Origin of the sequence: Macrococcoides goetzii (assembly GCF_002742385.2) — a bacterium.
GTDB classification, from domain to species: Bacteria; Bacillota; Bacilli; order Staphylococcales; family Staphylococcaceae; genus Macrococcoides; species Macrococcoides goetzii.
The window spans coordinates 1-12,864 of sequence record NZ_MJBI02000003.1; the positions used below are offsets into that span (position 1 = coordinate 1).

9 protein-coding genes are annotated in these 12,864 nt (G+C 33.3%); all 9 read right to left on the reverse strand.

Annotation, left to right across the window (positions count from 1 at the left end):
- Positions 1-103: 103 nt before the first annotated feature.
- The 9 genes from BFS35_RS07920 to BFS35_RS07960 all read right to left on the reverse strand — a co-directional run bounded on the left by BFS35_RS07920 (position 104) and on the right by BFS35_RS07960 (position 12,616).
- Positions 104-490: a YisL family protein gene (locus BFS35_RS07920; RefSeq protein ID WP_240628419.1), complete on the reverse strand. Its 387-nt coding sequence runs from the start codon at positions 488-490 to the stop codon at positions 104-106.
- A gap of 150 nt (positions 491-640) precedes the next feature.
- Positions 641-1,540 carry a fumarylacetoacetate hydrolase family protein gene (locus tag BFS35_RS07925; protein ID WP_099580491.1) on the reverse strand — a complete coding sequence of 300 codons (900 nt, stop codon included), beginning with the start codon at positions 1,538-1,540 and terminating at the stop codon, positions 641-643.
- A gap of 71 nt (positions 1,541-1,611) precedes the next feature.
- The gene (locus tag BFS35_RS07930; protein ID WP_099580489.1) at positions 1,612-2,655 is read right to left on the reverse strand and encodes a hypothetical protein; all 1,044 of its coding nucleotides are present in this window, start codon (positions 2,653-2,655) and stop codon (positions 1,612-1,614) included.
- Positions 2,652-6,116, reverse strand: a complete 3,465-nt coding sequence (addA, locus tag BFS35_RS07935; protein ID WP_099580487.1) for a helicase-exonuclease AddAB subunit AddA — start codon at positions 6,114-6,116, stop codon at positions 2,652-2,654. The genes BFS35_RS07930 and addA overlap by 4 nt, the downstream gene beginning before the upstream one ends.
- Positions 6,097-9,456 carry a helicase-exonuclease AddAB subunit AddB gene (gene addB, locus BFS35_RS07940; protein ID WP_099580485.1) on the reverse strand — a complete coding sequence of 1,120 codons (3,360 nt, stop codon included), beginning with the start codon at positions 9,454-9,456 and terminating at the stop codon, positions 6,097-6,099. Before addB ends, addA begins: the two co-directional genes overlap by 20 nt.
- 61 nt (positions 9,457-9,517) lie before the next feature.
- On the reverse strand, positions 9,518-10,078 hold the full coding sequence (gene lepB, locus BFS35_RS07945; RefSeq protein WP_099580483.1) for a signal peptidase I: 561 nt from the start codon (positions 10,076-10,078) through the stop codon (positions 9,518-9,520).
- 11 nt (positions 10,079-10,089) lie between these two features.
- A complete protein-coding gene (lepB, locus tag BFS35_RS07950; RefSeq protein WP_099580481.1) occupies positions 10,090-10,578 on the reverse strand; it encodes a signal peptidase I in 489 nt (162 codons plus the stop codon).
- The gene (locus BFS35_RS07955; RefSeq protein ID WP_099580479.1) at positions 10,575-11,174 is read right to left on the reverse strand and encodes a TVP38/TMEM64 family protein; all 600 of its coding nucleotides are present in this window, start codon (positions 11,172-11,174) and stop codon (positions 10,575-10,577) included. Before BFS35_RS07955 ends, lepB (BFS35_RS07950) begins: the two co-directional genes overlap by 4 nt.
- 95 nt (positions 11,175-11,269) lie before the next feature.
- Entirely contained in the window at positions 11,270-12,616 is a 1,347-nt protein-coding gene (locus BFS35_RS07960) for a glucose-6-phosphate isomerase (RefSeq protein ID WP_099580478.1), read from the reverse strand.
- Positions 12,617-12,864: the final 248 nt, after the last annotated feature.

Here is a 12,864-nt window from a genome sequence, read left to right on the forward strand (position 1 = left end):
TTCAAGATTATATTTACCTGAATCAAAAAAAGAGATTAAGCAACATAAAGTTGTCGCTTAATCTCTAATTACAGCATCAGTCCTATTTGACATAGAACCTAAATTATTTAAACATACCTGTGATTGGTCCAAGTGGTAAGTGCACGCCCAATCCAATTGTAATTAGCGCAACTAAAATCACGATGTAGAAGAAGTTTCTTGATGGTTTCTTCTTTTTCTTACGCGCTAAAGTCACTTCCATTAAGCCAATTGTTGCCAAACCTAATAAAAACTTAAACCCATACATCATTGCGTCTGCATTCATTGCTTTGAAGAAGATATAACCTCCACTTGCTAAGGCAAGTAAAGCAAAGATACGTAATAACATCATCAGTGGTTTAAAATATTTGCTTGGTCCTAAACGATCTGAGAAGTTTTCATATGCTGCAAAAAAGACGATTAATGAAACAACCCAACTCATGATGTGTAAATGTAACATACCAGTGATCATCTTTGTTCCCCCCTATCTATAATACATACTCATATAGTTTAACATATAATTAATATTTTCGTTACTAATGCGTTTAGTTTCTTCACTATTATTAAATTTTTCCGTAGAAAAGACAGTCCGTTTTAAAGACTGTCTCTCTAATAAAAATTCTTATTCTCCAACTGTGTTCATTAAAGTACCGATACCATCGATCGTTACTTTAATTTCATCGCCACGTTTTAAGTAAACAGGAGGATTCATACCTGCTCCAACACCACTTGGTGTACCCGTTGCAATAATGTCTCCCGGGTGAAGCGCAACATATTTTGAAATTTCGGCAATTAAATCATCAATCTTTAATACCATATCTTTCGTATTACCATCCTGACGAATTTCATTGTTAACTTTCGTTACGATATTTGCATTCTCAGGCATAGGTAATTCATCTTTCGTAACGATGTATGGTCCCATCGGACAACCACCAATTAAACTTTTTGAAAGAAATGCCTGTGAATGTGCTTTCTGTAAGTCACGTGCTGTAATATCATTGATAATTGTATAACCATATACATAATCCAATGCCATCGCTTTTGGAATTTTGTGTCCATATTTACCGATAACAACACCCAATTCACCTTCGTAATCCAGTGCATTCGTTACGTCACTATGTGAAGGAATTTCGTTACCATCACCGATTAAACTTGATGGTGCTTTAGTAAATACATATAACTGATCTACTTCATTATTTAACTCAGATGCATGTTCTTCATAGTTACGACCAATAGCAATAACATTATTTGTAGGTGTAACAGGTGGTAAGAACTGAATCGCTGTAAATTCATATTTATAATCAGCTTTATTTTCAGAAGCTTCAACTTTTTCAATTGTTGCACGCACTAACTCCTGAAAATCTACTGTATTATTTTGCTGTAAAGCTTCAAGTAACGTTTTAGGATAATCCCCTTCCTTGAAATCAGCAAATACTTTTACTAAATCCCAGGCTGCATCCTCGCGTTTAACTTTAACGCCATATGTTTCTTTATCGCCAATCTTAAATGTTAAAAACTTCATTCTGCTTCCACTCCTCTTCTGTGTTGCCCTCATTATACAGAATATTGTCATAACTTTCATGCTTTTTAGATTTATCTATGATTATTTTTATAAAGTTGGTCACTCCACTTACTTAAAACAATGAATAATATAGCTATAATAAGTGCTACAATCACTGAATACTGCAATAAATTTACGATAGATGGTGCAGGATACGGTAATTTATATATTCCGGTAAATAAACTATAAATGATTAGCTCTATTATACAAATTGTACTGATATATAGTAATGCATGCATTGTCATCTTTTCTGCCTTATACTGCCTCTCAATGTACCTTACACATAAGATAATTAATAACATTAATCCTATTCCCTGTAGGCTTGAACCGAGAATTGTCAGTGAGAATTGCAGAAAGCTATAACTAAATTTAAAGATAAGTAGCTTTACAGCTGTTCCACTAATTAAAAAAATGAGCGCCTGAATGATAATATTAATTGATGCTTCTCTTATATTGCGATGATACATGCCCATTAACAATCCCGGCATCATTCCGATAAATATCACTACGATATAATGTAATAAATGAGAAATAAATAAGGTAATATTTAAACGTATAAAATCAAACAATTGATGTTTATTATAAATCTCTATAAACTGCTGAAATTGATTTACATTTAAAAATGCTTCATAATCTTTAAACAGAATCATTAATGGAATGATGAAAATCAATAAAAATCCAGCATATATACTTCCAGACAACAATAAATATTGTCTGGAAGATATTTGCTTTCTGCTTAAAAACTTTAATATAAGCAACATGACTGCTAGCCCTATTAGCACACTCATTCTTGTGATAAATAATGAAAATAATAAACTAAATAGTATAAATAATAGCATCGATTTATTATTGAGTTTACTTAAAATAGAAAAACGATATGCAATAATAAATCCAAACATACTAAAACTTACAAAAATAATCATCATGATATATAAAGATAAGGTTGGCATCTCCATTTCATTATAATATTCAAACGGATTAATCAGTTCAATCGGCTGATTGATTAAAAATGCCACACTTAATGTATATAATATAAGTGGTATTGCATATAGCACATGTACTAAAGTTTGTTTCATGCTTTCACCTCTACTAATCCACCTTCAAAGAAATACAGATAAGGTTTTACAGGGACATTTAACACCGTTTCCAATGCTGCTTTATAATAAGTCATCTGAACGCGATATTTCTCTGCCATAGCGTGTATTGTTTCCTCAATCGTTCTGCTTAACCTTGGCACAACTTTATCTGTCTTATAATCTAATAGATAATATTCATCATGATATTTAAATACACAGTCGATCATCCCTTGTACAAGTTGATCGGGATGTGCATCGACTAAATATTGTTTGCCGATAACAAATGGCAGTTCATGATAAACTTCTTCTGCCTCTATTAACATACTGAAAATCTCAGATGACATAAATGTCTTGATATGCGCGATGTTAATATATGCCACATCTTCACGAGCAATCAGTTTCTTATCAACTAAACTTTCAATAAAGTCATGTAATGCGCTATCATCCATTCTCTTCTGTGGTAAGTGCTGCATAACGAGATGCATTAATGTTCCGACTTCCTGCGCTGTTTTCTTCTGTTCAGTCATAAACTTAGGTCGATCAAATTGTTTCTTACCAAGTTTATATTGATTGACATACGTCCACATGGTTAAATCATCTTCTAATTCTGCTTTCTTTATATCAGACACACTTTCTTTTGTCGGTAGCGTAAATTCTTCCTCATATGGATAACGATAATTTTCTAAGTCAGTTAACCATTTTAATTCTTCTATATCTGCATCGACTGAAGGTTCAGTAATATCTGGTTCGTTAAATTCAAGTTCAGTAATCATAGTGACCGGAATATGAAGTGGCGCATCAGGCTGTAATATCGCAGGCAGGATAAATGCTAGAGGCGTCGTAGCATTCATACGATAGAAAAGATCAAGTTTATCGTGCATATCAATATTGTGATACTTCTCTAATGCTTCTTCCGTTCGAACAGAACCAAGTAAAATTAATTTCTCACGTGCACGTGTAAATGCTACATACATGAGACGTAATTCCTCAGATACTTGTGACAATCTGAGCTGATGCTTGAATATACCGTTTAACATTAAAGGGAATGATACATTTTCTTTTGCATCGAAATAATTAATTGACAATCCCATACGTTGATCCAGTAATACATCTGAATTCATATCTCTTAAGTTAAATTTTTTATTTAGACCTGCATAGATTACGAATGGAAACTCTAACCCTTTAGAAGCATGGACTGTCATCATTCTTACGACATCCGCTTCATCCGATATGATATTCACTTCACCAAAATCCTTTTGGTTATTTAACATATTATCGATATAACGGATAAACTGGAACACACCGCGATAACTTGATTGCTCAAAGTTATCAGCTAAACTAAGTAGTTTATTTAAATTTGCTTCACGCTGATGCCCACCAGCTAGTAATAAATATTTCTCAATAAAATGTGTATCCTCATAAATATATGACAGTAGCTGACTTACACTCATCGATTGCTGACAGTTACGATAATCTTCAATATCACTTAATACTTTTGTTACTTTTGTTTTTAAAGTATCATTGCTGCCACTCTCTTTATACTGCAATAAGTTTTGATAAAGATAGATTGAAGTATCGATAGACCGAATCGTTGCAAGGTCATCTGCGCTAAACTGATAGATGATGCTACGTAATATACCTGCTAACGGAATATCCTGCAATGGATTATCAATAACGCGTAAAAAACTCATGATAGACTCAATTTCATCTGTCTTAAAATAACCTTCTTTACTGCTTACATGAAACGGTATGTTATATGCTTTCATCACCTGCATATGCGTCACCGCATTACTAAAACCACGTTCAAGAATCGCAATATCTTTATATGTTGCTTTACGGTATTGTTGTGCTTTTACATCATATACCTGCTCATTTTCAATAATTTGCTGAATACGCTGCGCAATATAATGACTTTCGGGATGTTCTAGCGCAATATGCTCTTTATTGATGACTACCATTTCTGTTGATTGTGGTTCATCGTCAAATGGTGCACCGTAATATAGTTTTTGTGCATCATCGTACTCGATATCACCTATCGTCGTGTCCATAATACGTTCAAATATTGCATTCGTATCATCAATAACAGAAAGTCGTGACCTAAAGTTTCTGGAAAGTTCTACAACTTTTCCGGTTTTCTCTGTTTTAAATTCAGCATATTTTTGCAGGAATAACTCAGGTTCAGCTTGTCTAAATTTGTATATCGATTGCTTAACATCACCAACCATAAATAGATTACCTGAAGATTCCGGATGTTTTTTGATTGCCTGAATAATACTTTCCTGCACACGGTTAGTATCCTGATATTCATCGACTAAAATTTCATGATAATGTTCACGTAAATTTTGTGCAATTTCAGTTGGTTTACCGTCAGATAATAATATTTTTAATGCAAAATGCTCATAATCACTGAAATCAATTACTTTACGTTCGCGTTTTAATATTGCGAAACGCTCAATCACTTGAGCTGTTAGTTCAGTTAGTGCTGATACTTCACCGTACATTGCATGTATATCTTCGGCCATTTCTTGTGGGGGCGCATATAACATACTTTGAAGACTGGCAATAATTCCTTTTACTTCAGCTAGATCTTTAGTGATTAAATCATTCATCATCTTCGCTTCAGGATCATCTTTAGTCTTTACAGTTGGTTTACGTCCAAAATTAATATTCTTAATCACTTCATATTGAGCGTCTAATCCACTCGGCATTTCAAGACTTTTATCGATGTTCTGTAAATAATCTAACGTCTTCTCAAACACTTCATCCATGCAGTAACTTTCTGAACGTCTGATAAGATATCGTGCATGTTTCATCGACGTTTCGATAATCTCAGCTAAACGTTTGAAATTTTCATCTTCTGTGTGCGCATTTCTGTATGCTAATCGAATATTTTGTAACCATAGTAGCGGTTCACTATTAGCGATCGTAAAGTAATATAATCTTGATAGTAAGGCGCGTAATTCATTGTCACTGCGTTCATTTGTTAAATGTAGGATTAACTTTAAATAGTCATCATCCAGACGTTCATACGCCTCTTCTAAAACTTCATCAATGGCCTGCATCAATAATAGTGACATTTCTTCATCGTTTCCTGTCCTGAAAGTAGGATCCAGATCAATTGTATAGTAATATTTCTCGATTAAATTCAAACAGAAACGATGAAGGGTTGATATTTCTGCCTGATGAATTTTAATGAGCTGGCTTTTAAGATGTTCCGTCGGATTATCTTTTAATTCGCTTAATATTCTTGCATGAATACGTTCGCGCATTTCTTTGGCACTCGCATTGGTAAAAGTCACAATCAGCATTTCATCGATATTTATTTTCTGATCGATTATTTTTCGAATAATACGTTCAACGAGAACAGCAGTCTTACCACTACCTGCTGCCGCTGATACTAAAGTATCCTGACCGACTGTTTCTATCGCAAGTAACTGGTCTTTAGTCCACGTCATCGCCATCAGTTTGTTCTCCTTTCATTATTTCTTGAATAGCATCTATCTTCTCATTCTTCACACGTATATCCTGTGCATTTAAGATTGGATCGATATGACATACCGGTTTGAAATCACAAAAATCACACGGTAATTTATTATCATAGGATAACGGTGTAATACTGCAATCTCCTGATAATACATTTTGTGCAGTATTTTTAAAGTTGTTACGATTATGTTCAATAAATCGATTAAGCACATCGACAGGTAATACTTTAGATGCAGCAGTAAATTCTCCTGATTTTTTTAAACTAGCAGGTACAATATCTGATTTATTCGATTCACTTATCGCTTCATCAAAATAACTCACCAGGTCTAAATCATCAATAATATAACCGTCCATCTTATATGCCGCAGCTCTTTTCTTTAACAGATCCTGAGACATTTCATTTTTATGATTCAATTTAAGCTTTGGTTCATAAACATGAAAATACAGCATGCCTGCAGGAAGTGTTGTCTCTTTAAGTCCAAGTGCTGATTTATTTTGTAGGACGACATCCATATAGGTCATCATCTGCATCTGAATGCCATAGTAAACTTTACGTAGGTCAAGTGCAGTAGATCCAGATTTATAGTCTATGACAGAGACATAATCCTGATTCATATGATTTAATATATCTATTCTGTCTATCTGACCACTAATTTCGACCTTTTTTCCAGCAGGTAAATTAATCTTTTGACTTTCAAGTTCTCCGCCTTTACCGAATCGTGTTTCAAACTTAGCCATCTTAAATTTACTCTGTTTCTGATGTGACTGAATCATGCTAAATGTATCAGTCAGCATCGCTTCAATCTTAAGCATCATAAAACGATAATGTTGTTTAGAATACATTATTTCAAACTGTACATTCGGTAAATGTTGTGCTAAATATTGACGTACTGCTTGTCTGATATCCTCTTTAGAGACATTAAATAACTGGTCTTTAAACGTTTCTCCTAAATATGCTAATACTTCATGATAAATATTTCCGAGCTGGAAACTTTGCAGTTCATAATTATCACGAGGTCTTAGTCTTAATCCGTGATCAGCGAAATGTTTAAAAGCACACTGATTATAGCTTTCAAATCGTGACACACTCGCTTTTATTACATCACCATACAATGTATCAATATTTATTTCATTTAGCGGTTTTGTCTGGTTACGATATTTACCTAAATCAAATATATCGCTGTAGCCATTGTTATTGTAGAAGTTAATAATAGCCTGCCACTCAGCATCCTGATAATGGTGTGCTGCAACATTAATACCAGTATTTATCGTCGTTATACGTTCGTTTGGTTTAAATTGTGACGTGTTAACTGTATGTGTAAGACTGATGCCTTTAATATCGTTAATATAAGGTGAAGGGCGCATCGCTTCAAAAGACTGATTCATCAAACAATATGATAGGAAAAGCAATTCAGATGCATTGGTCATTGCAATATACGCAACAAAACGCTCATCTTGCGTCAGTAAATCAGTAGTCGGTGCTAATTTTAAGCCACCAATATCTGAGATGTTCCTTTTTTCATAATCGGTAATAATTGCATCTTCTTTGATTCGACGTGGTAAGATTTCATCGTTCAATCCACAAACAAAAATAACTTTTTTATTTTCAACTTTAGCTAAATCTAAGTTCAAAATTTGTATTTGATCCAAGCCTTGTGGCGCAGCACTGTATTCTAAAGCAACAAGCCCAACATCTAAAATTTCTGTCATTACTTGATAAGGTAAATCTTTATCACGTAGTACTTCAACAAAGTCGTCTAACACTTGATTAATACCTGACAATAATTGATCAAACTCAAGCGCCTTATAATTTTGACCCACTTCATGCATCTTATCACGGCTTGCCATCAAATATTCAGGTAACTGAATATTTAACAGGAATTGATATAAGTGTGTAGCAAATTCATTCGCATTCGTAGCATTCATCAAACTGATTCTTAAAGGCTCAATAATTTCCAGTGTTGCTTCTATGTATTGTAAAAACTGCTCCCACACTTCCGTGGAATACATATCATCTTTAATAAATTGAAGCTTTCTTCTTTGAATCAAGTCTTTATATTGCATACCTCGTGTTATCATTACATTTTCAAGCATATCAACAAACTGTATGTCTATACGTTCAACATTTTTCGTGAGTAAACCTGTTTTTAGTGCTCTAAACAGATGATCGATTTGATAAGTATTTTTAAAGAAATCAAGTAATGAACGAATTAATTCTATGCTATGGTGATGATGCATCACTTCTTTTTTATCCGTATGATAAGGGATCTTCAGTTGATTTGCTCTTTTAATCAAAGCATCCGCATAAGATTGATCTCGATATAACACGGCAATATCTTTATACCTGTATTCAGATTTTCCTAAATTATATATTTTATGCATGATTGCATTCACTTCAGACTGAATGTTATCTGATTCTAATATTTCAATTGAAGATTCAGGATAAACATCTACATGAATTGCATCGAAATTTTCTTCTAAATGGTTTAAAGCAGCATTTTTAAAGCGATATTTCGTAATAAATTTTTTGATTTCAAAATCAATATGAGCAATCTTTAAGTATTCTGTAATATCATGATAAGTTTCTTCTGTTTTACGAAATAAATCGCTTCGCTTTTCCGGATCAATCGTTAATGCAATCGTCACAGATTTTGCATGTCTGCACAGCGCTAAAATAACTAAATATTCGATTGTCGTAAAATTATAAAATCCGTCTATATATATATCAGATTGCTTTATTGATGCAGATGATTCTATCAACTGAATTAAATGATAGAGTGTGTCTTCGGATTGCATAAATTCATTGTTCATTTCATTATTTAAATGATCATAAACAAGTGCAATATCATGCAGCTTATCCTGCGTTCTTACTTCTAAGTTAGCAGTCGATAAAGCTTTTAATTGCTCAACTGTTACATTATATTTTTTTAATTCACTGATCGTCTGACTGAGTTTTTGACTAAATCCATAGTACTGGCTCGATGTCTTGAAACGACGTAATTGCGTTTGTTGCTGCAATAATACGTCATACGTCAACATCTCAATGCCCGCTTTTGAAATCAATGATAAATCCGTGCCACCAAGTTCACTTTTCAGACGCCAATATAATCGATCAAAAGAATATATTGCAGTACGCATACTTCCTTTGATTAATTCATCATGACTTAACGCCTGTTCAATTGAAAATGTACTTTGTCTCGGTGCTATCATAATAATTGGATCACCTAATGCTTGCTCTTTAAGTTTATCTTTAATGGATTCGATAATATAATGCGTTTTACCAGTACCACGTCTACCCATCAAAAATTTAACGGACATAAAATTTACCTCCTAAAAAAAATGCACTTCTTATAATAAATTATAAAAAGTGCGGTAGTTTTTATTTTGAATCAAAATTGTAATGAAAACTATTGAATGGCCAATATCGTAATGCAACTTCTCCGACCACCTGATCCTCTTTAATTAAACCAAAATAACGACTATCTTTACTTACTTCACGATTATCACCTAATACTAATAAGCTACCTTCTGGTATCTTATTTTTACCATCAGCGTTTGCTAAATCTTTGACACTAAAATTTTCAGTTAATAAAATATTTGTTTTTGCAACTTTATTTTCTTCTAGATATGGTTCATCTACTTTTTTGCCATTAACATATAATTGATCATCTTTGTACTCAACTGTATCACCAGCATTACCGATAACACGTTTTACATAGTCTGCTTTTTCATCTGCATGGAAAACAATCACATCACCATTGTCTATATTTCCTAATGTATAGCCAATCTTGTTCACAATAACTTTTTCACCGTCTTTTAAAGTGGGATCCATTGAATCTCCTTTAACGGTATACGTTACAAATAAAAATTGATTAATCACAAATATTAGAGCTACTGCAACTGCTATCGCAATCAACCATTCTACGATTTCCTTCTTCAAATTGCCACCTCTTATTTTTTATTCTGCCAATACGTATAAATCACTTTTCCTAACATTTGATTCCGACTGATACATCCATATGTTCTTGAGTCAGTACTATCATCAATATTATCTCCAAGAACTAAATAACAATCCTGCGGAACAGTACGATATTTTCTCATCTTATCATCCAGCAATAGCTGCATCGACGAATCACTGTATCTTGACTTCTTTCCATTAATATAAAGCGTGTTCTTTGATATTTTTATGTAATCACCCGGCGTAGCAATAATACGTTTTACCATAGTTTCATTTTCATTCAGTTTAAAAAAGTAAACATCATCGATCTGGGGTTCAATTACAATATCAATAAATTGATTAACGAGCACACGATCACCATCATGATATGTAGGTTCCATTGAATGGCCAGTAATGATATAGTTAGAAATAAAAAATGAACGCAAAAATATGATAAAAATCAGTGAAAATATTAACGAAAAGATAATACTTTTAATTTTCATCGTCTGGCCTCGTTTTGTGTAATACTTCTTTCAATAAGCTTTCCAATCATCCATAAAATGAATAAAGCTATAGCTACAATTATACTCTTTTTCGGTTCTCTAACAAAGGAATATATATCATTACCGATAAAACTTAATATGAATAGCATTACTGCTTTTCCACTTAAAACAGCGATAAGGTATTGTTTCAATGAGATCGTGCTTAACCCTGCGACAACGTTTATTACACTTGATGGTGTGAAAGGAAAACACAATAAAATGAATAACGGCATGACACCTTTTTCATCAATACGTCTAATCAACTTCAAAGTATGGGGGTGTTTATTAAGATGCCTCAGAAATTTATGTTGCCCATATTTTCTTACTAATAGAAATACGAAATACGCACCACAAAATGCACCCAACCAGGTGATTATAAACCCCAGAACCAGTCCATATGTATTTACATTAACAACTGCAAATAACGCAATCGGTAATATCGGTAAAAATGCTTCTATAAACGGTAATAAAAAAGCGATGATAATACCGAATGATTCAAAAGTATCAAAATATCCTTTGATCGCTTCTTCACTAAAATATTGCATTATAAAATCCATGACACCACCTACTCTCATCTCATTTTATCGAAATTAAAGAAAAAGTGCATTAAAAAAGCTAAGGCAATACGCCTTAGCTCCATTAGACAACAATATTATTTATTTAAACGCGCTTCAAGTTCAGCCTTTTTATCTTCAAATCCTGGTTTTCCTAATAACGCAAACATATTTTGTTTATATGCTTCAACACCAGGTTGGTTAAATGGATTCACACCTAATAAATAGCCGCTCATTGCAACGCTTAATTCGAAGAAATAAACCATATAACCGAATGTAAATGCATCCAGTTGTGGTACTTCAACTACTAAGTTCGGTACACCACCATCACTATGCGCTAAAATTGTACCCTGGAATGCTTTCGTATTAACAAAATCTAATGTTTTACCTGCTAAGAAGTTTAATCCATCTAAATCATTATCATCTGCTTCAATCGTGATATCCGCTCTTGGATTTTGTACTTTCACAACTGTTTCAAAAATATCACGACGACCTTCCTGAACATATTGACCTAATGAATGTAAATCAGTAGAGAAGTTGGCACTTGATGGATAAATACCTTTAAAGTCTTTACCTTCAGATTCACCGAATAATTGTTTCCACCATTCGTTAAAGTATTGAAGGCTCGGCTCATAGTTGATTAACATTTCAATTGTATAACCTTTGTTGTAAAGTACATTACGAATAACAGCATATTGATATGCAATATTTTCTTCTAAGTTATCTGAACTTAAATCGATACGTGCTTGATCTGCACCTTGCATCATCTCTTCAATATCATGACCACTTGCTGCTATCGGTAATAAGCCTACAGCTGTTAATACTGAGAAACGTCCTCCAACATCATCAGGTACAACAAATGTCTCATATCCTTCAGTTGTTGCAAGTGATTTTAAAGCGCCTTTAGCTTTGTCAGTCGTCGCATAAATTCTAGACTTCGCATCTTCTTTACCGTATTTTTCTTCTAATAATTTCTTAAATACACGGAATGCTACAGCAGGTTCTGTTGTAGTTCCTGATTTTGAGATAACGTTAACTGAGAATTCTTTATCTTTTACATATTCGATTAAGTCGCTTAAATAAGAAGAAGATAATTGGTGCCCTGCAAAGATGATTTGAGGTTTACCTTGTTCAGTTTTTAAATGATCAAACGATTTGTTTAACATTTCAATCGCTGCACGCGCTCCTAAATAAGAGCCGCCGATACCGATAACTACCAGCACTTCACTATCAGACTGAATCTTTTTCGCTGCTGCCTGAATGCGTGCAAACTCTTCTTTATCATAATCTTTAGGTAAGTTTACCCATCCTAGAAAGTCGCTACCTGCACCTGTTCCATCATGAATTGTGCTATGTACATTCTTAACGATCGACTTCATTTGCTCTAATTCGTGCTGACCAAAAAAAGTTTCAGCTGTGCTGTAATCAAATTTAATATGTGTCATCATAAATCCTCCTGTTTGTAATTTCACATTTATTGTACTCTATCCAAACATACATCTCAATGGAATCGCATTTTGTAAGCGTATACATATTTATAATATTTAATTTTTTATGACATTTGATTTTTTCATAGAATACTTGCTATAGAGCGCTTAAATAATAATTAAATAAAATTATTATTCTATATTTATGCACTTTTATGAATAAAAAACTTGAATTCAATTTTCTATTCTGCTATCTTTAATTGTAT

Bases quoted from the DNA above. Each gene is read 5' to 3' on its own strand.
- BFS35_RS07920 (WP_240628419.1), bottom strand. From the start codon at position 490: ATGATCACTGGTATGTTACATTTACACATCATGAGTTGGGTTGTTTCA.
- BFS35_RS07925 (WP_099580491.1), bottom strand. From the start codon at position 1,540: ATGAAGTTTTTAACATTTAAGATTGGCGATAAAGAAACATATGGCGTT.
- BFS35_RS07930 (WP_099580489.1), bottom strand. From the start codon at position 2,655: ATGAAACAAACTTTAGTACATGTGCTATATGCAATACCACTTATATTA.
- addA (WP_099580487.1), bottom strand. From the start codon at position 6,116: ATGGCGATGACGTGGACTAAAGACCAGTTACTTGCGATAGAAACAGTC.
- addB (WP_099580485.1), bottom strand. From the start codon at position 9,456: ATGTCCGTTAAATTTTTGATGGGTAGACGTGGTACTGGTAAAACGCAT.
- lepB (WP_099580481.1), bottom strand. From the start codon at position 10,578: ATGAAAATTAAAAGTATTATCTTTTCGTTAATATTTTCACTGATTTTT.
- BFS35_RS07955 (WP_099580479.1), bottom strand. From the start codon at position 11,174: ATGGATTTTATAATGCAATATTTTAGTGAAGAAGCGATCAAAGGATAT.
- BFS35_RS07960 (WP_099580478.1), bottom strand. From the start codon at position 12,616: ATGACACATATTAAATTTGATTACAGCACAGCTGAAACTTTTTTTGGT.